The 24332-nt window shown below is 40.5% G+C and carries 26 protein-coding genes, 1 pseudogene and 1 riboswitch; of the genes and pseudogenes, 22 read left to right on the top strand and 5 right to left on the bottom strand.

Annotated elements, in window-relative coordinates; translation table 11 throughout:
- The first annotated feature begins 39 nt into the window (after positions 1-39).
- The 17 genes and pseudogenes from Q4557_RS00615 to Q4557_RS00540 all read left to right on the top strand — a co-directional run bounded on the left by Q4557_RS00615 (position 40) and on the right by Q4557_RS00540 (position 14319).
- On the top strand, positions 40-570 hold the full coding sequence (locus tag Q4557_RS00615; RefSeq protein ID WP_303410026.1) for a curlin: 531 nt from the start codon (positions 40-42) through the stop codon (positions 568-570).
- Between the two features lie 33 nt (positions 571-603).
- A complete protein-coding gene (locus Q4557_RS00610; RefSeq protein ID WP_303410024.1) occupies positions 604-2187 on the top strand; it encodes a curlin in 1584 nt (527 codons plus the stop codon).
- Positions 2188-2310: 123 nt separating this feature from the next.
- A complete protein-coding gene (locus tag Q4557_RS00605; RefSeq protein ID WP_102439587.1) occupies positions 2311-2943 on the top strand; it encodes a LuxR C-terminal-related transcriptional regulator in 633 nt (210 codons plus the stop codon).
- A complete protein-coding gene (locus Q4557_RS00600; RefSeq protein WP_241901032.1) occupies positions 2940-3593 on the top strand; it encodes a curli production assembly/transport protein CsgE in 654 nt (217 codons plus the stop codon). Before Q4557_RS00605 ends, Q4557_RS00600 begins: the two co-directional genes overlap by 4 nt.
- Positions 3594-3608: 15 nt before the next feature.
- The gene (locus tag Q4557_RS00595) at positions 3609-4016 is read left to right on the top strand and encodes a curli assembly protein CsgF (protein WP_102439588.1); all 408 of its coding nucleotides are present in this window, start codon (positions 3609-3611) and stop codon (positions 4014-4016) included.
- Between the two features lie 2 nt (positions 4017-4018).
- A complete protein-coding gene (locus tag Q4557_RS00590) occupies positions 4019-4870 on the top strand; it encodes a CsgG/HfaB family protein (RefSeq protein ID WP_076536135.1) in 852 nt (283 codons plus the stop codon).
- Positions 4871-5451: 581 nt separating this feature from the next.
- A complete protein-coding gene (hinT, locus tag Q4557_RS00585; RefSeq protein WP_102439590.1) occupies positions 5452-5808 on the top strand; it encodes a purine nucleoside phosphoramidase in 357 nt (118 codons plus the stop codon).
- A 10-nt stretch (positions 5809-5818) separates the two neighbouring features.
- A pseudogene (locus Q4557_RS19910) lies at positions 5819-6202 on the top strand (PaaI family thioesterase); the annotation flags it as partial.
- 171 nt (positions 6203-6373) lie between these two features.
- Positions 6374-6844 (top strand): PaaI family thioesterase, encoded by a 471-nt coding sequence (locus Q4557_RS19905; RefSeq protein WP_347230783.1) that lies wholly within the window; start codon positions 6374-6376, stop codon positions 6842-6844.
- Between the two features lie 88 nt (positions 6845-6932).
- Positions 6933-7322 carry a YcfL family protein gene (locus tag Q4557_RS00575; protein ID WP_102439592.1) on the top strand — a complete coding sequence of 130 codons (390 nt, stop codon included), beginning with the start codon at positions 6933-6935 and terminating at the stop codon, positions 7320-7322.
- A 158-nt stretch (positions 7323-7480) separates the two neighbouring features.
- Positions 7481-7589: riboswitch (TPP riboswitch) on the top strand.
- A 148-nt stretch (positions 7590-7737) separates the two neighbouring features.
- Positions 7738-9924 carry a TonB-dependent receptor gene (locus tag Q4557_RS00570; protein WP_303410016.1) on the top strand — a complete coding sequence of 729 codons (2187 nt, stop codon included), beginning with the start codon at positions 7738-7740 and terminating at the stop codon, positions 9922-9924.
- A gap of 170 nt (positions 9925-10094) precedes the next feature.
- Positions 10095-10355 carry a hypothetical protein gene (locus Q4557_RS00565; RefSeq protein WP_076536145.1) on the top strand — a complete coding sequence of 87 codons (261 nt, stop codon included), beginning with the start codon at positions 10095-10097 and terminating at the stop codon, positions 10353-10355.
- 40 nt (positions 10356-10395) lie between these two features.
- Positions 10396-11046, top strand: a complete 651-nt coding sequence (pnuC, locus tag Q4557_RS00560; RefSeq protein ID WP_102439594.1) for a nicotinamide riboside transporter PnuC — start codon at positions 10396-10398, stop codon at positions 11044-11046.
- Between the two features lie 14 nt (positions 11047-11060).
- On the top strand, positions 11061-12071 hold the full coding sequence (locus Q4557_RS00555; protein ID WP_102439595.1) for a phosphotransferase: 1011 nt from the start codon (positions 11061-11063) through the stop codon (positions 12069-12071).
- Between the two features lie 44 nt (positions 12072-12115).
- Entirely contained in the window at positions 12116-12964 is an 849-nt protein-coding gene (locus Q4557_RS00550; protein ID WP_102531781.1) for a DUF6279 family lipoprotein, read from the top strand.
- 80 nt (positions 12965-13044) lie between these two features.
- The gene (locus Q4557_RS00545) at positions 13045-13632 is read left to right on the top strand and encodes a DoxX family protein (RefSeq protein ID WP_102476402.1); all 588 of its coding nucleotides are present in this window, start codon (positions 13045-13047) and stop codon (positions 13630-13632) included.
- A gap of 138 nt (positions 13633-13770) precedes the next feature.
- A complete protein-coding gene (locus Q4557_RS00540) occupies positions 13771-14319 on the top strand; it encodes an NAD(P)H nitroreductase (protein WP_303410138.1) in 549 nt (182 codons plus the stop codon).
- Between the two features lie 187 nt (positions 14320-14506).
- Here Q4557_RS00540 and Q4557_RS00535 read toward each other — a convergent pair whose 3' ends face one another.
- Both Q4557_RS00535 and Q4557_RS00530 read right to left on the bottom strand, forming a co-directional pair.
- Positions 14507-14713: a hypothetical protein gene (locus Q4557_RS00535; RefSeq protein ID WP_076536156.1), complete on the bottom strand. Its 207-nt coding sequence runs from the start codon at positions 14711-14713 to the stop codon at positions 14507-14509.
- Positions 14714-14915: 202 nt separating this feature from the next.
- A complete protein-coding gene (locus tag Q4557_RS00530; RefSeq protein ID WP_102439598.1) occupies positions 14916-15605 on the bottom strand; it encodes a glutathione S-transferase in 690 nt (229 codons plus the stop codon).
- 280 nt (positions 15606-15885) lie between these two features.
- Here Q4557_RS00530 and Q4557_RS00525 point away from each other — a divergent pair, with 280 nt between their 5' ends.
- From Q4557_RS00525 to Q4557_RS00510, 4 genes are all read left to right on the top strand, one after another.
- Positions 15886-16890 (top strand): rhodanese-related sulfurtransferase, encoded by a 1005-nt coding sequence (locus tag Q4557_RS00525; protein ID WP_303410011.1) that lies wholly within the window; start codon positions 15886-15888, stop codon positions 16888-16890.
- Positions 16891-17115: 225 nt separating this feature from the next.
- On the top strand, positions 17116-18480 hold the full coding sequence (yegD, locus tag Q4557_RS00520) for a molecular chaperone (protein ID WP_102439600.1): 1365 nt from the start codon (positions 17116-17118) through the stop codon (positions 18478-18480).
- A 144-nt stretch (positions 18481-18624) separates the two neighbouring features.
- The gene (locus Q4557_RS00515) at positions 18625-19080 is read left to right on the top strand and encodes a CreA family protein (RefSeq protein WP_102439616.1); all 456 of its coding nucleotides are present in this window, start codon (positions 18625-18627) and stop codon (positions 19078-19080) included.
- 42 nt (positions 19081-19122) lie between these two features.
- Positions 19123-19605 carry a zinc ribbon domain-containing protein gene (locus tag Q4557_RS00510; protein ID WP_102439601.1) on the top strand — a complete coding sequence of 161 codons (483 nt, stop codon included), beginning with the start codon at positions 19123-19125 and terminating at the stop codon, positions 19603-19605.
- Positions 19606-19727: 122 nt separating this feature from the next.
- On the opposite strand, the gene Q4557_RS00505 is transcribed toward Q4557_RS00510, so the two are convergent.
- Entirely contained in the window at positions 19728-21209 is a 1482-nt protein-coding gene (locus Q4557_RS00505; RefSeq protein ID WP_303410007.1) for a peptide MFS transporter, read from the bottom strand.
- Between the two features lie 398 nt (positions 21210-21607).
- A complete protein-coding gene (locus tag Q4557_RS00500; RefSeq protein ID WP_102439603.1) occupies positions 21608-22324 on the bottom strand; it encodes a YrhK family protein in 717 nt (238 codons plus the stop codon).
- A gap of 328 nt (positions 22325-22652) precedes the next feature.
- Here Q4557_RS00500 and Q4557_RS00495 point away from each other — a divergent pair, with 328 nt between their 5' ends.
- On the top strand, positions 22653-22997 hold the full coding sequence (locus tag Q4557_RS00495; RefSeq protein WP_198590480.1) for a hypothetical protein: 345 nt from the start codon (positions 22653-22655) through the stop codon (positions 22995-22997).
- Positions 22998-23125: 128 nt separating this feature from the next.
- On the opposite strand, the gene Q4557_RS00490 is transcribed toward Q4557_RS00495, so the two are convergent.
- Positions 23126-24322, bottom strand: coding sequence for a cystathionine beta-lyase (locus tag Q4557_RS00490; RefSeq protein WP_303410003.1), 1197 nt, complete (start codon positions 24320-24322; stop codon positions 23126-23128).
- Positions 24323-24332: the final 10 nt, after the last annotated feature.

Raw genomic sequence — 24332 nt, 5'->3', positions numbered from 1 at the left:
GAAAGGAAATCTCCTTTCAGTATGTTAAAGGCAGAAAGCATGGACGTATTAAAAAGTAAGTATTTACATCGCTTAACTAAGATACTAGCAATTTCATTTGCCTTTGTCGTCTGTCTAGCTTCTTTTCCTACTTTCAGTCAGTCTGATTTAAGTGATTTTGATGAACTTGCCAGTGGGGCTAATTTAGCTCTAGTTTCACAAGATGGCAGTGATAGTTCATTAAGCTTATATCAGTCTGGTAGCGCTAATCGTTTTCAATCTCAACAATTCGGTTTTAATAATTCAATAAATGTTAATCAGCAAGGCTCGCATCATATTGCAGGCCTTAGGCAGTCTGGTGCCAATATTGAGGCTGAAATCTTGCAGATGGGTTTTGGAAATGCGGTTGTTTCGTTGCAACGCGGAGAAAATTTATACCTCGATGTGATGCAAACAGGAACTGGGAACCTAGCTTTAATTAAGCAAAGTGGTTACGACAATTCGATAGAGATCCAGCAGCACGGGTCTGGAAACGCAGTGGGTGTACTTCAATGGGGAAACTCACAAGATGTTGTGATCACCCAAAGATAATTTATCTAACTAAACGTATAGGGAAAGACAATAATGAAACATTCAAAATTAGCTTTATTAATTTCAGCTGTACTATTTGCTTCAACTAGTGCGCATGCTAGTGATAGTAACATGGCAACTGTGGACCAAGTTGGTAATGATAATTCTGTCATGATTACGCAGCAAGTCAATAGCGAGTCAAATGCAGCAACAGTATCACAATCTGGTGATGAGAATTCTGCAGAAGTGACTCAAGCTGATACTTCAAATACAGCAGCTTTTATTACTCAAGTGGGTAATGGGAATGAAGGGGCAATCTCTCAGCATAATTCAACCGCTACAGCATCAGCGACTATTGATACTGAAGGTAGTTTGAATAAAGCGAATATAGTGCAGAAATATTACAATGCCCAAGCTGCAGAAGCGGCAGTAAATCAAGTGGGTGACAGTAATATTGCAACTATTACGCAAGAAAATGCCGATGGCGCATCATCGACCATCAATCAGTTAGGTGATGGTGATACTGCAGAAATTAACAATTATGTGTCTGACTTTGCCGATGCCACCATTAATCAGTCTGTTGGCACTGGTAATGATGCCTACATTGAGCAGGATAATTCAGATGGTGCAGAAGCGACCATATCGCAGGCTGGAGCTGGCAATACAGGTAGCATATTTCAGCAAACAAATACGCTAACAGATAATGCTTTGGAAGAGACAGTCGCGGTAATTGATCAATCTGGCGATAATAACTGGGCAGATATTGTACAAACAGGCTTGTCGAATGATGCTGCAGTGATGCAAATGGGCAATGGTAACGAGGCATTTGTTACTCAATCTAATTTGAATAATGAGGCTGATGTTAACCAGTCTGGTGATAGCGGTTTGGCTACTGTGATGCAAAGTGGTGTTAATGGTCAAGCTACTGTGGAGCAATCAGACTTTAACCAAACTACAACCGTAACTCAGTCTGGTGACGGTCAAATGGCATTTGTCAATCAAAGTAATGCCAATAATACTGCCACGGTTACCCAAAGCGATATGAGTAACTTAGCGACAGTCAATCAAGCTGGTAGCGGTGATACTGCAACTGTTGTTCAAGCAGGTATTTCAAACGAGGCATTGGTTACTCAATTGCCTGATAGCGTAACAAATACAGTATCTGTATACCAAACTGGTGATGATAACTATGCTGGTGCAAAAACAGGATATAACGCCAACAACACTATTACTATTACTCAAACCGGTAATAGAAACTCTGTGACTGATAACGACAATGCAACTAATTCTTATGGGACCGGTTTTGGTGCGGGGGCATGGGGAAGCAATAATGTTGTCAATGTGACGCAAACTGGTGATGATAATAGCGCTTATGCCGACGGTGCAAGTACTGGCTCTATGGTTGATATTGTACAGGTAGGCAGCTTGAACGAAGCTATTGGAGAGTCTTGGTTTGGTTCAACTAATGACCTTGATATTAGCCAAACGGGCACAGAGCACTTTGCTGATGTTTATATCATTGGCAGTACAAATGTTGTTGCAGTAACACAAACTGATATGGGTAATAATTCGTCAGTAAACACCTTTGGTAATGGTAACTCTGTGACCATTAATCAAGGCGCAGTGATGATGCCTTAATAGTACAAAAGTATATTTAAAATAATTTAAACACTCTTTTGGCTAATAGTATCAGTCAGGTTGGCTTGCTAACCTGACTTTATTGTTTCAGGACTGTTTTACATTAACATGGAGTGAAGGGTGATGTTTAAAGTTATCAATTGGATGATCGTTTCTCGTTCGCAATTGCTTGTTGACCTACTTGATTGTCGTTGGCCCCAAGAGTTTTTGGTCAAGCTAGCTAAAGCAACTCCAGCAACTATGAGTACTAAATTAAATTCACATGAAATCTCTTTAGTGGTGTTTGATTTAGCTACCATAGATTTACAACAAGCTTATCAATTACAGCGTTTAATCGAACGCGAACACAGCTCGGTGAAAACGGTATTTATTAATTTCCCCAAACAAGTTGATGCAAAATTTTTGATCCACCCAGCTACAACGTTTGGTGTATTTTACAGTGATGCTGAACTTACCGCTATTAGCAGTGGATTTAACGAAATACTTAAAGGTCGCAGCATTATACCACATGATTTACATAAATCAGTCACTGGTGATGAAGCTGACGATGATAGTGAGCATTTAACCATACGTGAAAGAGAAGTACTTCAAGCGTTACTGGCTGGCAGTACAAATTTGGATATCGCCAATCAATTGTTTGTCAGCGAGAGTACAATTAAAACTCATTTATATCGCGCTTTCAGAAAAATTGGGGTATCCAGTCGCGGTCAAGCAATAGCTTGGGCACAGACTCACATGCATGAGGTTAGAGTATGAAAAGCATCTTATTGATGTTTTTTCTGTTCATCTTTTCAAGTCATGTCATTGCCGCTGGTAATTCAGTAACAAAACCTTTAGTTACTGAATCAAGGTTATCTACAGAGTCAACACTAGATATTAAATCAACTTTAGTGACTGAACCTTCTTTAAAGCAAATCAGCACTAAAAATAAACCGCCAATAGATCAAAGCCACGCAGAAAAGCTTAAGAATGCCAAAGAGCCAACAACGTCAGCGACAGATAAGAATATTCAAAAAGCTCCCAAAACTAAGCCTATTAATATTAATGATGCCGTCCCTAAGGATGAAGCTGATTTAATTGATGGGTTAATCTTAAACCGTGCGATGACCCGACTCGGCCATCGCTTTTACCGTGAATTTGTTGCGGCATACAGAGATATTGGTGGCGAGTCTAAACATACCGGGCTCACCGTTATTGAACAAGCTACAGCAAGAAGTGGTAGCAAAATATTAATACAACAAAACAGAAAAACCGTTTTTGTGACTTTTGTGTCGCCTATTAGTCGGAATATAGATGACCAAGCCAATTATGCCGCTAAACGCGTTAACTCTGCGGTAGTTAAGCAAAATGAACAAGCCGTTTTAGGAGCGTTGTTTGACCCAGATCTCGCACCTGACGAATTCTAAGCATGGAAAGCCAAAATGAAAAAAATAACATTTACTTCAATATTGCTCATTCTTTCAGTTGATTGCTTTGCCACTCAACTTATTTATCAACCAGTAAACCCAGCCTTTGGTGGCAGCTATTTAAATGGCTCATATCTACTGGCTAATGCAGCTGCGCAAAATGACCATGAAAGTAGTGGTGGCTCAGGTTATGTGGCCCCAACAGCATTAGAACGTCTCTCAAGTTCGTTACAGTCTCGGTTGATGAGCCAACTTTTTAATGATGCCGCCAATGGGGGGGAAGGTTATCTATTAACTGATGATTTTGAAATTAATGTCGTTAATGAAGACGGCTCATTGATTGTTCATATTACCGACGTATTAACCGGTGAAACCACCATTATTGAAGTTGGCGGTATTGTTGATGACAGTGTCGGGGGTTAATAATGAAAAAATTAATTATTAGCTTGTGCCTACTATCTTTAACAGCTTGCTCATCAATTGATGAAGAATTTGAAAATATAGATGCCACTTCAAGTTTAATGCCTAAAGGTGAAACTTATTACGATCTAACCAGTTTACCTTTTCCACAAGGTGCGATGGTTGCTGCAGTATATGATTTTCGCGATCAAACAGGACAATACAAGCCCATTCCATCAAGTAACTTTTCAACGGCAGTGCCACAATCCGGTACGGCATTTTTAGCCCAGTCACTTAATGATTCAGCATGGTTTATACCCGTTGAGCGTGAAGGACTGCAAAACCTATTAACAGAACGTAAAATTTTACGGGCAGGACTTAAAGGTGATGCCAGTAAATTACCGCAACTTAATAGTGCGCAGGTATTAATGGAAGGTGGCATTGTTGCCTATGACACAAATATTAAAACGGGCGGTGCTGGAGCACGGTATTTAGGCATTGGCGCTTCAGGTCAATACCGAGTCGATAGCATTACCGTTAATTTACGCGCTGTGGATATTCGAACTGGCCGATTACTCAGTAGTGTTACCACCACCAAATCGGTGATATCAAAAGAAATTACCGCGGGTGTATTTAAGTTTATTGATGCACAAGATTTGTTAGAGGCTGAAGCGGGTTATACTTCCAATGAGCCTGTGAGTTTATGCGTAGTCGCAGCCATTGAGAGCGCTGTTGTGCATCTTATTGCCGATGGCATTTGGAAAGGGGCTTGGAGGCTAGGGGATGCCACTACAGGTTTGCAAAATACTACCTTGCAAAAGTATTGGTTAGAAGCCCATAAAGAAGCGCAAGTCAGTGCCAGAATTAAGCGTGGCTAATTATCCGTCCTGAATAAATAGCCCCTAATTAACAGTCCCTTATGTTTCAATCACGATAAAGGTGCCAATGGCGCCTTTTATGTTTTCTGGGGGTAAACTTCTAGATACACAGACGCAGCCCTTAAGGCGATAACCACATAAGCAGCTTAGCTTTCATTATGGTTAAGTTAATCCAAGCTTTCATTATGTGGTGATCAAAAAGATGCCTAAGAAGTCTAATTGCATAAGGTTTAAAGGTAACCACCAAGAAATATAGCGCTTTTTTTAGCGACTTCAATGTTAATTGCTGGGGATACTTCAAATAAATCCCCTTTAGCATTGATAACAATGATGTGATAATGCCTAGATAAACTCTAAGTAAGTGAGCGTTGCTATAGTTAATCGAGCTGTCAAAATTGGCTTGATAGTGCCAACAACATTCAACAGTGATTAATAGCAAAGTGTTAAACTTGCTTGGCTTAAGTGACAAATGCAGCAGTAGCTATTATATAGTTAAGCAAGCGCTTAGTTGGCTGCTTGATTAGCGCATTCAACAATGATTTTCACTACTTCGATTATAATAACCAAAAGGATGATCAATCATGGCTGAAGAAACCATTTTCAGTAAAATTATACGCCGAGAAATTCCTGCCGACATTTTGTTTCAGGATGAGCTCGTCACCGCTTTTCGCGATATAAACCCACAGGCACCAACACATATTCTGATTATTCCAAACCATTTGATCCCCACAGCCAATGACGTAAAAGCATCTGACGAACTGGCATTAGGGCGAATGATGACAGTTGCGGCAAAGCTGGCTGATGAAGCGGGTATTGCACAAGATGGTTACCGCTTAATCATGAACTGTAATAAACACGGTGGCCAAGAGGTTTACCATATCCATATGCATCTACTTGGCGGTAAGTCACTTGGGCCAATGCTAAGTCGGTTGGATTAATACTAATAACATGAAAATAAACAGTGATTTTTTTCCGTTAACCGGCGTAGCAAGCCGATTTGTTAATCAGCTTGCCCATTGCCGTCGATTGAATATTAGTGCGTTAGAAGCCAGTGAACATCACGTATTACTGGAGTTGCCTTATAGCCAAGATATCATTGGTGACCCAGATACTGGGGTGATACACGGCGGTGTGGTGACTACGATCATTGATACCGCATCCGGCACTTCTGTTGTATGCGCTATTTTAGAGAAGTATAAATCCTTAGAAATATCGCCAACCTTAGATTTACGGGTTGACTACATGAAACCGGCTGAGCCAAACAAACCGCTGTATGCATTTGCAGAATGTTATCGTTTGTCGGCCAATGTGGCGTTTACCCGTGCGATTGCTTATCAAGACAGTATTGATGATCCTATTGCGCATGCTGTTGGCTCATTTATGCGTATTAGTCCAGAAATGGTGGGTGAAGAGTTTAGACAAGCTTTGATGGGCTGCGCTGATGAAGCAAGTGCAGTCAATTCAGCTGCTAATAACCAGCCTGATACTCAAAGTGTTGAAGTTATGCAGGCAGGCAATGCCAGTTTAACTGTGGGCGATATTAATGTTCATGATGTGGTTAAGCGGGCCATTGATTTAAATGACTATAGTTATTTATTAGAGAAAGTCCCTTATACCCAATTTATCGGGATGAGTGTTGATCGCTTTGGTGATGAAATGGTATTTAAGCTGCCAACTAAAGATGACAACATTGGTAATCCTATTCTGCCAGCCATACATGGCGGGGTTATTGCTGGCTTTATGGAAATGTCGGCGATTGTGCAGTTAATGGTATTTATGCAAGCTAAGAAAGTGCCAAAAATTATCGATTTTTCAATTGATTATTTACGTGCGGGTTTACATCAAGATACGTTTGCTGAATGTAAAATTACTCGTCAAGGACGCCGAGTTGCTAATGTTAGCATTAATTGCTGGCAGAAAAATCGTAAGCAGCTAATTGCTACTGCGAGAGCGCATTTCTTGCTTGATCAGTAGAAGTAACACACAGTTGATGCATAGATGAGCAAGCTGTTTGACACTGAGCCGACCATTTATTTTTAATACTTAAAAAAAGGAATTAATGATGACATTAAGAGTAATAATGATATCGCTAGCGTTAATGCTATCAGCCTGTGCTAATCATACCGCGGGAGTCATGGTTAGCTCTAATAGCGAAGTGAGAGTTGATAATAATTCTTTTGCGAGTAAAGTCGCTGTTGAGCAAGTCAATGTCAGAACGCAAGCGGATTTATTGCAAGGTTCTGCATTAATCATTAGCAAGGTGTCAACGGATTTAAGGCTGCAATATAAGTTTACTTGGTTTGATGTTGGTGGCTTTACCATTGAAGATGAAGCAAGCAGCTGGAAGTCATTAAAGCTACATGGCAAACAACAAATGCAGGTTAGCGCCGTTGCCCCTAATGCCAATGCAAGCCGTTTTGAAGTATATGTAAGAGAAGCATTCTCTAACTAAGTGTATCTTTTAAAATATAAAACACGCTTAATTGCGTGTTTTTTGTTTTATAGGCTTAGCTAATCATAAAAATATCTATGTGATAATTTTTTGTACTTAAATAGTTAATAAAAAGTGCCTGTTAGTGCTGTTGCACAGATGAAGGATAGTTTATAATCCGCCGCGCCAAGGGGTGTTTATCGTGTTGATAAACTGAGATGTCTAAAGACAAACCCTTAGAACCTGATCCGGCTCATACCGGCGTAGGAATAGGCTGCATGCTTTGCCGTAAATGTTAGTCATTAACTCAGTCATAAACCAAGTCGTAAACGAAAAACGACACCAATTTAATAACTGATAATTGTAATGACAGTCATGGATGCACATAACTAATTCACTATGCTTGCCGGATCTCAAAATTATAATTTGAGGTCCTATGTCTGTAATAAAATCTAAATCGCCACTAGCGATTGCCATTCTTGCCGTTTTATCCACTTCCGTTGTCGCTCAAACAGAAAATGTTGAACGCGTGGCGCCCGCTGCTGAAAAAATGGAAGTCATAGTGGTTAACGCTGACTTTAGTAATATAGCGCTAGAAAAAGTGCCATCCAGTGTTACCGTCATCGATAGCCAACAATTGCAAGATGAAGGCGCTCAACATTTTGAAGATGTATTAAACTCTATTGCTAATTTTAACTGGTCTGGCGGCAGCTCTCGGCCAAAGTATTTCCAAATTCGTGGTGTGGGTGAGCAAGAAGAATATCAAGGCGCGCCAAATTCTTCTGTTGGCTTCATTGTTGATGATATCGATTTATCTGGGATCGGCATGGTGTCGAGCATGTACGATATACAACAGGTTGAAGTTCTTCGTGGCCCACAAGGTACACAATATGGTGCCAATGCGTTAGCGGGTCTTATATACCTTAAAAGTAACGATCCCACCGATGTGTTTGAACATGGCGCACAAGTCTCTCTTGGGGACGATGACTTACAAACCTTCTCCGGTTTTAGCTCTGGCCCAATAACTGACTCTGGTAAGCTACTTTATCGGGTGTCTTTAGAGCAGCATTCACAAAATGGCTACCGCGACAATACTTACCTTGAACGTGAAGATACCAATGGCCGTGATGAATTCACTGCCCGTGCTAAATTGCGTTGGTATGCTGCAGATGATGTGCAACTGGATTTAACCTTTTTACATGCTAATTTTGATAATGGCTATGATGCCTGGACGTTAGATAATAATGGCTTTGAAACTATTACCGATAAGCCTGGTGTTGATGCGCAAAAGACCACTGGTGCTGGCTTAAAAGCCACATTCAGCAGTTTTGAAAAGTTCGAACTCACCTCGTTAACTTCATTTGCACAAACCGATCATCACCATAATTATGACGGCGATTGGGCCAACCCTGATTACTGGGATTCAAAACAGTGTACCGCGTATGATGACAACTGGAATGAAGTAGGAACAGAACCTTGTGTTTATGATTACACCTGGGATAAACAGGGTGAACGTAAAACCGTGTCACAGGAACTTCGTATCAGCTCAAACGAAGCTGGCCGAATTTTTAACGATTCGACTGATTGGTTAATGGGCTTATATGGCATGAACCTTCAAGAGGATAATGACTTATATTCTGAATACAATGGCTGGCCAGATGAAGTGCTGCAATCGGAATATGAAGCGACCAACTATGCTATTTTTGCTCAAACCGATACCCAGTTTAGTAATGGTTATGTATTTTCAGCTGGGGTTCGTTTAGAGCGCCGAGAAAGTGAATATTCAGACAGTAATGGTGATAAATTCTCACCTAGCGAAAACATGTGGGGTGGTCATTTAGCGCTATCTAAACCCATAAACCAAGACCATAATACCTATCTGCGTATTGCTCGCGGTTACAAAGCGGGTGGCTTTAACATGAGTTTGCCAGCTGAATTAGCCGATAAAAAAGAGTTTGATACTGAAATCTTATATAACTACGAGTTAGGGCTCAAATCTTCGTGGTTACAAGGTCAATTAGATACCAACTTGGCATTCTTCTATATGGATCGACGCGATCAGCAAGTGGCGGCATCACAACAAGACCCTGATGATCAGCAGCGCTTCATTCTATTTACCGAAAATGCAGGTAGTGCTGAAAACTACGGCGCCGAAATCGACTTTACCTACTATGCCACCGATAACATTCAATTCTACGGTAGTGCAGGTTGGTTAGAAGCCACCTATGGTGATTATCAATACAAGGATAAATATGGCAATGTCGTAGATTTAACAGGTCGAGAGCAAGCCCATGCGCCAAAATTTACTTATAGCGCAGGCATGAGCTATGTCAGTGATTCTGGCTGGTTTACCAATTTAAATGCTAGCGGTAAAAGTGATTTTTACTACTCTGATAGTAACGAATCAAAGTCAGACGCTTATACTATTTTCAATGCTCGAGTGGGTTATGAAACACAAATGTGGTCAGCGTATTTATGGGGCCGCAACTTATTTGACGAGCAATATGGCACCAGAGGCTTCTACTTTGGTAATGAACCAGACTTAGATTGGGCCGATAAGCAATATGTACGTTTCGGCGATCCACGTCAGCTAGGTATTACCTTAAACGTCAAGTTTATGTAGCTTGGCTGCAAACTATGTTAATTAAAGGGGGCTGTTAACCTGTTGGGTTACAGTTGATTTATTTAATAATAACAATACTTAACACTAAATTGCCGTCATGTTTTGAAAAGTTTTTTACCTTAAACTTTGATAGACTATGACGGTATTTTTATCACGATTAAGGAATTTCCATGAAATTGACTGCCGAAATCAGCATGTATCCATTTAATGAAAACTATTTAGACCCGATAAAGTGGTTTATTGGCCGAGTAGATAGCTACCCTAATATTGAACGTAAAACCAATGCGATGGCGACTCAGGTGTGCGGTGAATACGCAGATGTGATGGCCATGCTAGCAACCGAAATGGAAGCGGCCCATCAAAAATGGGGCAAAGCAGTATTTGTATGTAAATTTATTGGTGGCGAGCTTGATTTAAGCCACACCGAATAACCTGTAAATTCATCATAGTAATGAAATAGTAGCCAACGTTATGTTATCTGAGATCGTTCAATCAATACAAATTGCCATTACTGAAGTGTCTGTAATGACAGGCTGGGAAGCTGTTGCAGTGATTCTGGCAATTGCGTATTTGATATTAGCCATGAAAACCAATATTTGGTGTTGGGCGGCAGCCTTTGCCAGTACTGCCATATACACAGTGCTGTTTTGGAATGTGTCATTGTTGATGGAATCAGTGCTAAATGTATATTACATGGCGATGGCGATTTATGGCTTTTGGCTGTGGCGCTATGGTGCTGACAGTCGTCATCAAACTGAACTGCCAATTATTAGTTGGTCTCTAAACAAACACTTAGTGATTATTGCCGTTACTAGTGGTGTATCCTTGATTGTGGGCTACTTAATGGCCACAAATACAAGTGCTTCGTTTCCATATCTTGATGCATTAACAACCTGTTTTGCGGTGATGACTACTTATCTAGTGGCGAAAAAGGTAATAGAAAATTGGTATTACTGGATGGTGATTAATTCGCTATCAATTTACTTATACCTTCAAAAAGGTTTAATGCTAACTTCTGGTTTACTTATCCTGTATTTATTTATGGCTGTCAGCGGTTACTTTATGTGGCGTAAAAAAATGCTGCAAAATCATGCACCAGATGATGCAGCCTTAGCAAGCTAATGGCTATTTAGATAATGAGTCACTTTAACCCATGGCAATGGCTACCTGCGGATATTAAACGCCAATTACCGAATATATTAGCCGATAAGATTGAAGCAGATTGTCATGGGGTTAAAGTGTTATCTGATGGATTAAGTAACCAAAACTTCCATATAGCCTTAAGTGATAGCGATTGGGTATTACGGGTTAATCAAGATAATGCCCCGTGGTGTGAACGAGACAACGAAGTGAGCAGTTGGCGCTTGGTTGAAGCCATTAATCGGGCGCCTAAATTAATTTGGCTTAGTGATGATAAACGTTTTTACCTAAGTCAGTTTATACCTGAAAATAATCACTTATGGTCAAATTATGTCGCCGAGTTTAGTTTTTATGATAACAAGCGCCCACAGCAGTCGGTGTTTGCGGCGCTAGACCCTGTTGCTCACCTACTGGGGTTATTAACCCCGCTATCAAAATTACCTTTGCCGACGAAACAAATTACCATGACTCAGCAATGGCAAGTTTATGTAAACTCATTATCTGACTTAGGCAACTCAATTGCTGATGCAAGCGTCGCAAACAAAGGCGATGCTGATGAAACTCAGGCGTTAGTGACATGGCAGCAGCTTTATCGAAAATTAACCAGTAAATATGCCCAAATGGCTATTTGGCTTGAACAACTAGAAACCTGCGTGATTTCGCCGCAGTTCTGTCACCGAGATTTGTCGCCGTATAATTTACTGTTTGATGGTAAACAACTTAAGTGTATTGATTTTGAATATTGCGCTGCCAGTCATCCGCTGTTTGATTTAGTCGCCGTGGTGGTGACGCATCAATTAACTCAAGAGCAAGTAAAACAACTGACGGAAAAATATCTACAACATCAGCTGAATTTGACTCATGATTGTACTGACTACCTCGCTGAAATGGCTCATTGCTTTTGGCTATTTGCCGCAGCTTGGGCTTTAATGATGGCAGCTAACCAGCAATTATCTCCTCAGCAATATTTTAACTTATTCAACAAATACCTATCTTTAGTGCCATAAGGCTATTATTCTTAACTTATGCTGTTTGTAGGGGAGAATGACCGTTGAAAAAGCCATTAATTCCAATATTACTTGTTATCTTTTTAGCAGGATGTTCCACCAAATTTAGTTACTTCTTTCTCGACTGGGCCATTGAGTGGCGCGTTGATGAATATGTAGAATTAGATAAATCTCAACAAGCTCAATTTGATAAGCTGCTAGATAAGTTTTTGCTTTGGCATCAACAGCAAGAATTGGCTCGCTATAGCGAGCAGCTGCAGCAACTTTCCGACAATATTAATAAACACACGCTCACCATTGAAATTTGGGAGCAACAAGTTACTGCAGCTAAAGCCCATTGGTTTCGTGTTTTTGAATTTTTACTACCCGATTTACTACCTATTATTACTAGCTTAAGCGATCAACAAGTTAAATCTATTATTACTCAGCTTAAACTTGATAATGATGAATTAAATGCCAAGTATGCAGGAAAAAACCAACTAGAATTAGTCGCCGATGCCAACAAAAGAACCATCAATCGGGTTGATGATTGGTTAGGAAGCACCACAGCAGAACAAGAAGTGTTAATTAAAGCGTTTAATCAACAGCGTTTAGCAACCCTTGATATGTGGCTAGAGTATCGACTTGAATGGTTACGTCAGTTTGAAACTGCGCTGAGTCAACGAGATGATACAGCCTTACTTGAGCAGAGAATGCGGTTATTAATGACCCAGCCAGATGAATTAAAATCGGCAATCTATCAGCAAAATGCAGATAGAAATACTCGATTGTTTGGTCAGTTAATGATTGAAATTAATCACAGTTTATCCAGCAAGCAGCGCCGTCATTTAAACAAAAAAATAGTCACGTTAATTGAGGATTTACAAGATCTGTCTGACGATGTGGAGCGTTAATTTATAGCTGATGTAAATAGATGAAATAAAACTTGTTATTCCAAGGTCTAATGATGTAATTATCGCAGCAAGGTTAAGGAATTATCATGGTGAACCTATATCAGCAATTTTTAAGTTTATTAAGGCACATTGAAGGCATAGCACCACTGGCTTTGCGACTTTATTTAGCCCCAGTATTAATGCAAGCAGGTTATAACAAGTTATCTAATTTTAGTGACACAGCGGCTTGGTTTGGTAACCCTGATTGGGGTTTAGGTATACCTATGCCTGAAGTCATGACCGCATTAGCTGCCGGCACCGAATTATTTGGCGGAGCGCTACTGCTGATAGGCTTAGCTACACGTTTAGTGGCCATCCCTATGATGGTAACCATGTTAGTTGCGGCGTTTGCGGTGCACATTAATAATGGCTGGTTGGCCATTGCTGATGCCAGTTCCTGGCTTGCTAACGATAATGTCACCGCTTCTGCTGAAAAGCTTGCTGCGGCTAAAGCACTTTTACAGCAACATGGTAATTACGAATGGCTCACAAGCTCAGGCAACTTTGTTATTTTAAATAATGGTATTGAGTTTGCCATAACCTATTTCATCATGTTGCTTGCGCTGTTATTTATGGGCGGAGGCCGATATACCAGCGTGGATCACTTTATTGCCAAGCGTGCTAGCTAGCGATTAATAACCTCATCTAACAATTTATCATGACATGTAAAAATCCCACTTTAATGTGGGATTTTTGTTAATATTCTTGAGAGATTAATTATCGGCGTGGACATGTGTCTGCGCAATGAAAAGACAGGGATTTTGCAATTGGACGCTTCAGAATTATTACTTACTCGCCAGTCAACACCTCGTTTAACAACGCCTGCGCCGAATGAACAACAATTGGACTTCATTCTTAATGCTGCTGCCAGAGTGCCAGATCACGGCGCTTTAACCCCTTGGGAATTTATTATCGCCACTGATGCAGGGTTAGAGACCTTAGCAGAGATATTTGTTACGGCGGCTAAGTCTAAAGGGGCGGATGAAACCTTTTTAACCAAAGTGAAAGGGATGCCACACCGAGCGCCAATGGTCATTACTGTCGTCGCCAAAAGTCAGACACACCCTAAAGTGCCATTATTAGAGCAGCAGTTAGCCGCGGGCTGCGCCACCATGGCAATGCAACAAGCAGCGTTTTCTTTAGGATTGGGCGCAGTTTGGCGTACTGGTGACTTTGCTTTTAACGCGATGGTTAATCAAGGTTTGGGTATTGCCGCTGAAGATCAAATCGTGGGCTTTTTGTATATCGGCACCCCTGCGGTTAAAGCGCCGCTTAAACCGTTAAAACCAGGCCGACAATTCGCTCGATATTTATAACCTGTTTCTATGAAGTGGGCTTATCAACTTAATTGCTGAGCTCGAGAACAGTGCTAATTATAAAGGCGATCAAAAGCGTTAATAAAAATATAGTGACTCCAGTTGTGGAATCACTATATTTAATATTTTTAAATAAAAATGTTTGAGTTACCTAGGTCGGTGACTTTGCTCGTTATAATTAAATGTCTTAGTCGCTTGGGTCTAATGCATCTAACGGCAGCAAGTTCTGATATAAGTAATAGCCTAACGGGCCTAAAAATAGGCTTATTGTTCCCCATAGATAACGTTTAACGTTATCTATCTTTGCTGCTGTGTTAATCGCGCGGTAGCAAAACATAATATGCAATACGATTAACAGTGGTATGAGCACAAGCACCAAATCCATTTGTTCCATGTCTACATCCTTGGTCACTGCATGAGAGGATTACCTAAGCTTAATCCTATTTTGGAGATTAGCTGCTTAATCACTATAAAATCCATCTTATAGTTGACTTAACATAGCGCATTTACAGTACTTTTATCAATCATATATATGAATAACTATACAAAAGATTGATCTGTTGTTGCTAATATAAGCAGTTAGTAATATATCGACGCTATTTGAGGTAATGTTGCTGGGTTAAATCATCTAACCAGAGAGAGTGTTTTTTCATAACCATTTTAAATAAATCACTTTCTAGATGGATTTTGAGCCATTGTTTTACATTTTTATATGGGCTTTGCTGGAACCAGAGCTTATTAACATGTGCAAATTGTCTTACAAACGGAAAAATAGCGTAGTCAGCCATCGAGGGTGAGTCTGACAGCAGTTGTTTATTATCAGACAGCTTTTCTTCTAAAATTTCAATGAATTCACAGGCTTTAATGCGGTAATACTCTTCAGGATACTCAAGGTGTCTATCAGCATACTTGTATTTGTCTAGCCAAGGTTTAAATTGAAAATCATTCAATTCAATCAGATCAATTGCTGCTTTATCGGTTATAGAGCAGACTAAGCTTACATAAGCACTGTTGCATAAATATTCAGTATCAGCACAAGAATAATGACTTAATACATACTTGAAGATATCAATGCTTTCGTCTAATACTTTAGGACGATTAATTTGCGGATCATTCAGTACTAATACTGGTACTGTGCCTTTTGGCGACAGCTTTAGCATTTCTGCAGGTTTATTACGTAACTCAATTTCTCTTAATTCAGGATTTAACGAACTTAAATGCAAGCCTATACGCGCTCTCATCGCATAAGGGCAGCGCCTGAAGGTATAAAGAATAGCGGAAGACATATATAACTAGACCTTGTTATCGTGAAGTAAACAATGAGTGAGCTTATTCTATGTTTTTTATCTGTGGGTGTGTGAACTTTTTGCTTAGGTTGTCGGTTGGTTTTGCGGGTTTGTTGAAACATATGTGTTTACTGACACGAACTGAAGACGCTGCATTACGCCTAGCTATGGTTGTGTGATTAAGTTACAATTTCGCGCCATAATTTGAGGTTGATCACTCTTTTGTGCTTAATCGTTATTAATTGCACTGGAAATTAAGTTCCAGCTAGCGGAGATATTCATGTCACAAGTTGTCGTTTGCGCGTTATATAAGTTTGTTGCTTTACCGCATTTTGAATCAATAAAAGCGCCATTATTAGCCCATATGGAGCAACAAGAAATTAAAGGCACTTTATTACTGGCCAGTGAAGGTATTAACGGCACAGTAGCAGGCTCGCAACAAAGTATTGATAGCCTGTTAGCCTGGTTGGCGTCACAAGATGGCTTAAATGAAATTGTGTATAAATTATCCTTTGACGACAACATGCCATTTTACCGCACCAAAGTGAAACTCAAGAAAGAAATTGTCACTATGGGGGTTGAAGGGATTGATCCAAGGGAAGTGGTAGGGACATACGTTAAACCAAAAGATTGGAACAAACTGATCTCAGATCCTGAGGTGTTATTAGTCGATACCCGTAACGATTATGAAGTACAAATCGGCACCTTCAAAAATGCAGTTAACCCTGTAACTGAAACCTTCAGAGAGTTTCCTCAATACGTCAAAGAAAACCTCGATCCAACTAAGCACAAAAAAGTCGCCATGTTCTGTACCGGTGGCATTCGCTGTGAAAAATCCACCGCTTACCTTAAAGAGCAGGGTTTTGATGAGGTGTATCACCTTGAAGGCGGGATTTTAAAATACCTTGAAGAAGTGAACCAAGAGCAAAGCCTGTGGCAAGGTGAGTGTTTTGTATTTGATAATCGGGTGGCGGTAAATCATGATTTAGATAAAGGTATTTACGATCAATGTAATGCTTGCCGCATGCCAATCACACAAGAAGAAATGCAGACCCCAGCTTTTGTTCAAGGCGTCAGTTGTCCACACTGTATCGATAAAATTTCAGATGAGCAGCGTCAACGTTTTATTGAACGTGAAAGACAGGTTCAACTGGCTAAACAGCGTGGCGAAGCCCATATAGGTAGTGAAGTTAAACAAGTTATTCAGCAAAGACGTCAACATAAAGAAAGCGTGAAGCTAGCCCAAAATGAAGCTAAAGAATTAGAGTCACTAAAGGTCGATTAAGCCAGTTTGATGAAAGCATCCATTGTCATGTGGGTGCTTTTTTGTATTGATTTTAGCTTTTTGAGGCCGATGTTATTTTTACTGTGCCTAAACAAGTCATTATTATAAATGAAACAGGTTGCTGGATTTAGCAGCGAAAGATTTGTTATTGCTAAAGTGAATAACAAATCTTAATCAGCTTATGTTATTTTTAGCATTGATCTAGAAATATAAAGTTGGAAGTTAATGTTTATTGGTTTTGATTACGGCAGTGCAAACTGCTCAGTGGGTATCGAGCAAGATGGTCAGGTGACACTTATTCCGATTAATGGTGATAGTTGTTTCTTATCTTCAACCTTATATGCCATGGATAGAGAACTTATCGCTGAAGCTGTTTATCACCGCATTGCGGATGAGTTAAAACCACAATATGGCCACTTGCGTTCATCGCAATTAAGCCGCGCCAGACAAGTCCGCCATGAGTTGGATATTTACCCAGACGAGCAAGTGGTATTTGTTGGTCCAGAAGCAATTGAAGCCTATTTGGAATTACCCGATGAAGGTTTTTACGTCCGGTCACCAAAATCATTTTTAGGCGCTAGTGGTTTAAGGGTCGATCAAGTGGCGTTATTTGAAGATATTGTCACCTTAATGATGCTTGAAGTGATGTCTCGGGCTAAAGCAGTAATTAAAGAGCCGATCACCAAGGCTGTCATTGGCCGACCTGTTAACTTTCAAGGTGTTGGCGGTGAGGAAAGTAATCAGCAAGCACAAGCTATTTTAGAAACAGCGGCTAAAAGAGCAGGCTTTGAACAAGTAAGCTTTTTATTTGAACCTATGGCTGCTGCGATGGATTATGAAGCGTCAATGACGTCCCACAAAACCGTACTAGTGGTTGATGTTGGCGGCGGTACCACCGATTGCTCTATGGTAAAAATGGGCCCAGAGTTACAACATAAAACCGATCGTAGTGATGATGTGCTTGGCCATAGTGGTCAGCGTGTTGGCGGTAACGATCTTGATATTGCCGTTGCCATGAACTGTTTTATGCCGCATTTAGGCCTAGGCTCTACATTAAAAAATAACCTTACAGTACCGCGACAACCATTTTGGAATGGCGTTGCTGTTAATGACATTAGTGCTCAGCGAGAATTTGGCTCTATTGCGACGGCTAAATTAATTGACGAACTCATTAAAGATGCCGAGCAACCAGCGCTTCTTAAACGACTTAAATCATTACGCTTGCATCAAATGAGCTATCAATTTGTTCGTCAAGCAGAGCAGTGCAAAATTGGCCTGTCACAGCAGACAGATTTTGATACAGATTTATCCTTTATTGAAGCGAACTTTGAGATTAATGTCTTACAGGATGCCTTTGAAGCTGCAGTTCAGCAACCTGTTAGCAAATTAATCACTATTATGAAGCAAGCTGTTGAGTCAGCAAGCGCCGAGCCTGATGTGGTTTATGTCACTGGCGGCACCGCAAAAAGTCCGGTGATCCACCAATGTATTTCAAGCCAATTTAGTGAAGCAGAAATTATTGTCGGCGACCATTTTGGCAGTGTAACCAGTGGTTTAGTGCGTTGGGCGGGTAAAGTTTTTCAGCACTAATTTTTTTAGCTGTGATTTAACTGTAAGCATTTAAGCATAAGCCAGTTACAACAGGTGTTATTAATCGTGTTGTAGCCAGTAAGGATAAACATCAATATGGTTCGAGCAATGATTCAAAACACGCCGGTAAATAAAATAACTGCAATGGCATTAGTGCTAGGGACTAGCTTATTAACCATGAGTTGCAGTGACGATGTTGGCAAGGTGAGTTTAGGGATGTTTACCACCAAAGACATTAAACTTAATAAGATGGTTGACCCACTAGTACCTGGGGTAACTTGTCATGTTGCCAGTATCGAAGCGGATTTAAGCTTTTCAGATCCATCCGATTCATCTATTTCATGTCGTCAAACCGGTGAAATTACCTCGCAAATGATCGACGCTATTGATAAGTCGGCATCAGGTGAGATTGTATTTAAAAAGTCTAAAAGTATTTTCTTTAAAACCATGAAAATCAGACGTATTTTAGATGCAGAAAATCAAACTCTGATGTATGTGTCTTATTCGACCAAGGAAACATCGGGTAGTTACAAACACAGCTTATCGACGGTGCCATTATGGGGCACTAAAGCTTATCAACAGCCACAAGCGGCGTACTAGTTTTTAAGCTAACTCACACGATTATTAGCATGAGGAGGGTAAATGGATTGTCCTTATTGTAAACAACAGCTTCATGTTGACGCACTAAAGTGTTGCCATTGCTTAGAATATCTATCTGATCATATTTGTCCAGATTGCCACAGTAGCTTGCCTAAAGATGCTGTGGTGTGCCGCCATTGTCATTATCGATTCAGCCAAATTTCAATCAGTGCGACTGAATTAACCATGGCATTTAAAGCCGAATTATTGGCATCGGTTTTATTTCGATTTAGATTGTTACCCCAAGAAATCGAAACTGATGTGGATAAAATTTGCATCAATGCACCGGGGCTATTTCGTTTGTGGAATAACACCGATGAAGTCCCGTGGAATAAAGTTGCCGGATTTAATTATCGCAGCGGCATTATTTGGGACCGCATCGAAATTGAAACCCGCGGTCAAAAGCCCAGTGTCATTTTGGGCTTGTCAAAGCACAATAGTGAGCAGTTACGAAAATTACTGCAATCTATTGTTAATGCTAATTAATTTTCTACTCGTCACATTATTATTAAGCGTGTTCAGATAATAATGTGACGGGGTTAAAGTGAAAATTGACAAGCCTCTCCATCCATAAGCAATGTTTTAAATTGCCGCTAAAAATGCATCCTTTAAACTGTCGTCTCTACTTCAGGGTGATTTACAGCATCATGTTGCTCTGCTCTACGTAGCATTAGCGCAATCACTTTAGAACACACTAAAGCCACTGCGACCATCACTACCGCCATGATAGTTAACATTTGAAAATAGTCACCATACATGTTTTGGGCGATGTCTTGGGTCAAGACTTGTCCTTTTTCAAGGGCAATATGAGTTGATAGCACTGCGCCCACAATCCCACTTAAAGCGATTGCCACTGAAAATAGGCTAACAGAAAAGTTTTCAATATGTGCGGGGGCAACAGACAAAATAAATGCCACTACCATTGAGCCGACAATCACTTCAGCAAGCGCTTGAAAAAAGTGCACTGCAAAAAAGACTTCAGGTCTAATGGTGACATCTGGGCCGATGTTTGAGATGAAATAGGTTAATATCCCAAATGCGATAGCTGTCATCACAAACGCCACCGACACCTTGGTTGCAGTCGACAGGTTAATGCCTTTTTTCTCTAAGGCAGAAAAAGCCATGGCGACCACAGGACCGCCAACCATACACCAGAGTGGGTTCATCGCCATTGCCGCTTCTGGTTGCAGTGGAATAAAGCCAAACAAATTGCCGCTCAGGGTATTAATGGCAACAATGTTCATTGATGTCATCATTTGTCCGTAATACACGAAAAAGCAGGTCGTTAAAAAAGTGGCAATTAAAATGGTGCCCATTCTAAGTTTTTCTGCGTGACCTACCTGAAACATCAAAGCAATGAAGTAACCAATTGCCATTAAGCCAATGGCATAAACGATATTTTGTCCAATTTCCATATTTGAGAACATGAAAAACACTAGGCCAACCATGGCGAAAGAAATAACAGCAAAGCCAAACCAGGCTTTAATTGATAGTGATTTTTGATCGATAGGTTTTCCTAAAGCTGAAAAAGGCTTTTTGAGCACCACAAGAACGAATAGGGCAACAGCTGCCAATATGGCAGAAAGCATGAAACCGCCAGTAAAACCAATATAAAGAATTAACATCGGGAACAAATACTGCCCAGCAAAGGCGCCAATATTATTGACCGAGTAATTGATTGGGAAACCTTGTTCAAACTCTTTTTGAGAGTTAAATGTTCTTCTATAAAGGCTTGGGTAAGATGGCGACATTAACCCGCGGCCATAACTAGCGAGTGCTATACCAGCCATTGCGGTAGGGACATGTAATGAGGATGCGCCCACGACCAGTAGAATATAACCGGTAACAAATGCAGCATAACTAATGGTGAGTGAGCGATAAGCACCGAGTAATTTATCGGCGATAAAACCGCCTGCAATAGCAAATAATGGCCCGATAGCGGCGAATGCGCCGACAACCATCATGGTCTCGGATTCACCGTAATTGAGTTCTTCTAGAAAAAAGCGCGTAAGGCTGACGAGCACGCCATAAAAAGATAAGCCAAAAAGCATTTGGCAGACCATCATCGACTTGTTGAGTTTATTCCACATTTTTTAGGCCCTGATATTTGTATGTCGCTAACGACAATTGCCCACGAGCACTGTGACTCATGAGAGAAAGGTCGTTGTTCACACCTTGATTGCAGCAAGGGAATTGAGGGAAATTAGCAATTGTTTGATGAACTTCTGAATCGCTTATGTAGGACGCGATCCTACAAAAAGGGCTAAGGATTTTGATGCTGACGATCCAAAGTGATTGGCTTAAAATAGCGTATAGGTTGATTAATTCAGCAGTGACGCCATGGGGGCATTATAAAACAGTCACATAAGCTATTTTCATTGAGATATTTACTGACGATAAATCTGCTTGATGCCATAAAGCCGCACAGCACAGAGCACCTAGGGTATTGAAGCAAGCTTAGATATTTGTTTGATTAAATTATTAGGCTTTACACGTCTGGATGATTTTTCAGCGCATTTTGAACCAGTAAGTAGGCGCGCCAGTAATTAAATATGCCGCCTAATAAAAATAGGATACTGCCCAGCATATATTGCCAAGCAAGAAAGTTGAGAATAAGCAGGTGATCATTTGGCGATTCAAAAGCCCACAGATAAGGGATAGAGGCCATACCATAGAGAACTGAGCCGACAATAAAGGTGATTGCTGTTAGGTTCATCAATTGCAGTAATTGCACCGATTCAGCCTTGATAATCAGTAACACATTGGCTGCAGCGCCAAGCACAAACAATGTGCTGCCAATGATAAACAACCAAGTGCCGAGGATCAGATCATCAACCGCAGGGAAATAAGATATTCGGCCAAAAACAAAACATAGGGTACCCAGCAGATAACTGATACCTGCAAAATATTCTAATTTTAAATCAATCCCGTGGGATAGCTGGCTTTTCCAATGTCGCCTGATCTCAGCCATATCGTGAACATTAACCGCTAAGTAAATCAGTGAAGCGGCAAGAAAAAACCAACCGCCAATATGGGCATATTCAGCCCGACTTGGGAAAAAAAAGAAACTGCCAATAACAAAAAGAATACCGCCGACTTTATAAGCAATTGCGTTGATGGTTTCCCAGCGAAATTGTGCTCTAAGTTCTTTCTTATTTGCAGTTAAATTAAGAATACGTCGACGATTTGAAAATATATGCGGCATGTAAGTTTTGTCTCGGTTCTGGGGGGAAGAGGTTTCTTAAGTTAGTTTTGCTCATAATCTACAAGTACATCAATAAATGTGTTTTACTGACGTTTGTTTAACCTAGGTGCCTAAGCGTCTAAATTAACACTTCGATTTAAAAATTCTGCTACAACTGCCAAAGGATGATAAACCACAGCTGTGAATAAGTGAAATATTCAACTCCACATCAGCCTAATTATAATCGCTAGTTACATTTATTGTTAAAACGAGTTGTCGCGACAAGAGTTGGCGGTTTGGATACAAGAAACCCTTGATAAATGGATAAAACTGGATTGATGTTCGTATTATGCACAATCAAGGTGTCCTAGCAGAGGATGATTGGCACTTAATCGCTTGGAATAATGCCTTAACTTATAGTCCAATATTTTCAGAAAATATAGTAGATAAATTTTCGCAAATTAGTAGTGAAACCTTTCTAATCATCGGCACTAGGGATAGAACAGGCCCTGGCCGAGGTTGGTTAAAAAAAGGTGTTAATAGAAAACTTGGAGATGACCAAAACCTTGGCAAACAAGCTCAGGCAATGATTAAAGGTTCAAGCCTTATTGAGTTGGAAGGTTTAGGTCACATGCCAAAATATGAAAATTATAAAGCTTTTCATGCGGCATTTACTCAAGTGATTGATGAATAGTTTACTTTGTTAATTAGGGTGACTTATCTATTTTAGCCATTCAAAACATTAAAAAGGCCGAACATATTACACTGTTCGGCCTTTTTATTATCGATTATTTGTGTTGTTGATAAGCTCTAAATCAGGGCTTAGCGCTTAGATTCAACCTCGTTATAACGCTCAAATGCTGCGGTTAAGTCGGCTATAAGATCATCGGGATCTTCAAGGCCAATATGTAGGCGAATAAGCGGCTTGCTGGTGTCCCATGTGGTGGCAGTTCTAATTCTATCAATGCCAAAGACACCGAGAATTAAACTTTCATAACCGCCCCAAGAAAAGCCCATTTTGAAGTGACGCATGTTTTCTACAAAAGCGGTCACAGAGGCTAAGTTGCCTTGTTTGAGTACGAATGAGAATAAGCCATTACCGCCACTGAAATCTCGCTGGTAAAACTCATGGCCCGGACAAGTTTCAAACCCAGGGTGGCGCAGGTGATCCACTTCAGGTCTGGTGGCTAACCAATTAGCGACCTTTAAGGCATTTTTGTCATGTTGCGCTAATCTGACGCCTAAGGTGCGTAAACCTCTTGCGGCAAGATAAACATCATCTGGTGAGGTGGTTTGACCCATGATGTAACTGTTTTCACGCAGTTGTTCCCAGCAGGCTTCATTAGCGGTTGCTGTGCCCATCATCACATCAGAGTGACCAACAATGTATTTAGTGGCAGCTTGAATTGAAATATCAACGCCCATCTCAAATGGACGACAATTAATTGGGGATGCCCAAGTGTTATCGAGCATGACGACCATATCATGTTCGTGTGCGATACGACTTAAAGTGGGAACATCTTGAATTTCCATGGTAATAGAGCCTGGAGATTCAAGGAATAACACCTTGGTATTGGGTTTAATCAGCGCTTTAATCCCTTCGCCAATTAACGGGTCGTAATAGGTGGTTTCAATGCCAAAGCCAGCTAATAGCTTATTACATAAATCGCGGGTGGGTTCGTAAGCATTATCAACCATTAATAAATGGTCACCACTTTTTAAAAATGACAATAACGCGCTGCTTATTGCTCCCGCGCCTGACGGATACAAAGCGGTGCCTACGCCACCTTCAAGTTCACTGATGGCTTGCTGAAATGAAAAATGCGTTGGGGTGCCACGGCGACCATAAAACATTTCGCCATTGGTTTTATTTTTAATGGCAAAACGCATGTCATCCATGGTGTCAAAGACTACGGTTGAGGCGCGAAATACCGGTGGGTTAATAATCCCTTTGGTGTATTTTTTGTCTCTGCCGACACTGACGATTTGCGTGGCTAATTTGTCTTGCTGATTGCTCATAGATTCATTC

Origin of the sequence: Shewanella sp. 5_MG-2023 (assembly GCF_030547465.1) — a bacterium.
Lineage (GTDB): Bacteria > Pseudomonadota > Gammaproteobacteria > Enterobacterales > Shewanellaceae > Shewanella.
This window is presented reverse-complemented; position numbering and strand designations above follow the sequence as displayed.

What these genes read in the sequence shown, in the direction of transcription:
- Q4557_RS00615 (WP_303410026.1), top strand. Translation starts at nt 40, where the DNA reads ATGGACGTATTAAAAAGTAAGTATTTACATCGCTTAACTAAGATACTA.
- Q4557_RS00610 (WP_303410024.1), top strand. Translation starts at nt 604, where the DNA reads ATGAAACATTCAAAATTAGCTTTATTAATTTCAGCTGTACTATTTGCT.
- Q4557_RS00605 (WP_102439587.1), top strand. Translation starts at nt 2,311, where the DNA reads ATGTTTAAAGTTATCAATTGGATGATCGTTTCTCGTTCGCAATTGCTT.
- Q4557_RS00600 (WP_241901032.1), top strand. Translation starts at nt 2,940, where the DNA reads ATGAAAAGCATCTTATTGATGTTTTTTCTGTTCATCTTTTCAAGTCAT.
- Q4557_RS00595 (WP_102439588.1), top strand. Translation starts at nt 3,609, where the DNA reads ATGAAAAAAATAACATTTACTTCAATATTGCTCATTCTTTCAGTTGAT.
- Q4557_RS00590 (WP_076536135.1), top strand. Translation starts at nt 4,019, where the DNA reads ATGAAAAAATTAATTATTAGCTTGTGCCTACTATCTTTAACAGCTTGC.
- hinT (WP_102439590.1), top strand. Translation starts at nt 5,452, where the DNA reads ATGGCTGAAGAAACCATTTTCAGTAAAATTATACGCCGAGAAATTCCT.
- Q4557_RS19905 (WP_347230783.1), top strand. Translation starts at nt 6,374, where the DNA reads ATGCAGGCAGGCAATGCCAGTTTAACTGTGGGCGATATTAATGTTCAT.
- Q4557_RS00575 (WP_102439592.1), top strand. Translation starts at nt 6,933, where the DNA reads ATGACATTAAGAGTAATAATGATATCGCTAGCGTTAATGCTATCAGCC.
- Q4557_RS00570 (WP_303410016.1), top strand. Translation starts at nt 7,738, where the DNA reads ATGTCTGTAATAAAATCTAAATCGCCACTAGCGATTGCCATTCTTGCC.
- Q4557_RS00565 (WP_076536145.1), top strand. Translation starts at nt 10,095, where the DNA reads ATGAAATTGACTGCCGAAATCAGCATGTATCCATTTAATGAAAACTAT.
- pnuC (WP_102439594.1), top strand. Translation starts at nt 10,396, where the DNA reads ATGTTATCTGAGATCGTTCAATCAATACAAATTGCCATTACTGAAGTG.
- Q4557_RS00555 (WP_102439595.1), top strand. Translation starts at nt 11,061, where the DNA reads ATGAGTCACTTTAACCCATGGCAATGGCTACCTGCGGATATTAAACGC.
- Q4557_RS00535 (WP_076536156.1), bottom strand. Translation starts at nt 14,713, where the DNA reads ATGGAACAAATGGATTTGGTGCTTGTGCTCATACCACTGTTAATCGTA.
- Q4557_RS00530 (WP_102439598.1), bottom strand. Translation starts at nt 15,605, where the DNA reads ATGTCTTCCGCTATTCTTTATACCTTCAGGCGCTGCCCTTATGCGATG.
- Q4557_RS00525 (WP_303410011.1), top strand. Translation starts at nt 15,886, where the DNA reads ATGTCACAAGTTGTCGTTTGCGCGTTATATAAGTTTGTTGCTTTACCG.
- yegD (WP_102439600.1), top strand. Translation starts at nt 17,116, where the DNA reads ATGTTTATTGGTTTTGATTACGGCAGTGCAAACTGCTCAGTGGGTATC.
- Q4557_RS00515 (WP_102439616.1), top strand. Translation starts at nt 18,625, where the DNA reads ATGGCATTAGTGCTAGGGACTAGCTTATTAACCATGAGTTGCAGTGAC.
- Q4557_RS00510 (WP_102439601.1), top strand. Translation starts at nt 19,123, where the DNA reads ATGGATTGTCCTTATTGTAAACAACAGCTTCATGTTGACGCACTAAAG.
- Q4557_RS00505 (WP_303410007.1), bottom strand. Translation starts at nt 21,209, where the DNA reads ATGTGGAATAAACTCAACAAGTCGATGATGGTCTGCCAAATGCTTTTT.
- Q4557_RS00500 (WP_102439603.1), bottom strand. Translation starts at nt 22,324, where the DNA reads ATGCCGCATATATTTTCAAATCGTCGACGTATTCTTAATTTAACTGCA.
- Q4557_RS00495 (WP_198590480.1), top strand. Translation starts at nt 22,653, where the DNA reads ATGCACAATCAAGGTGTCCTAGCAGAGGATGATTGGCACTTAATCGCT.
- Q4557_RS00490 (WP_303410003.1), bottom strand. Translation starts at nt 24,322, where the DNA reads ATGAGCAATCAGCAAGACAAATTAGCCACGCAAATCGTCAGTGTCGGC.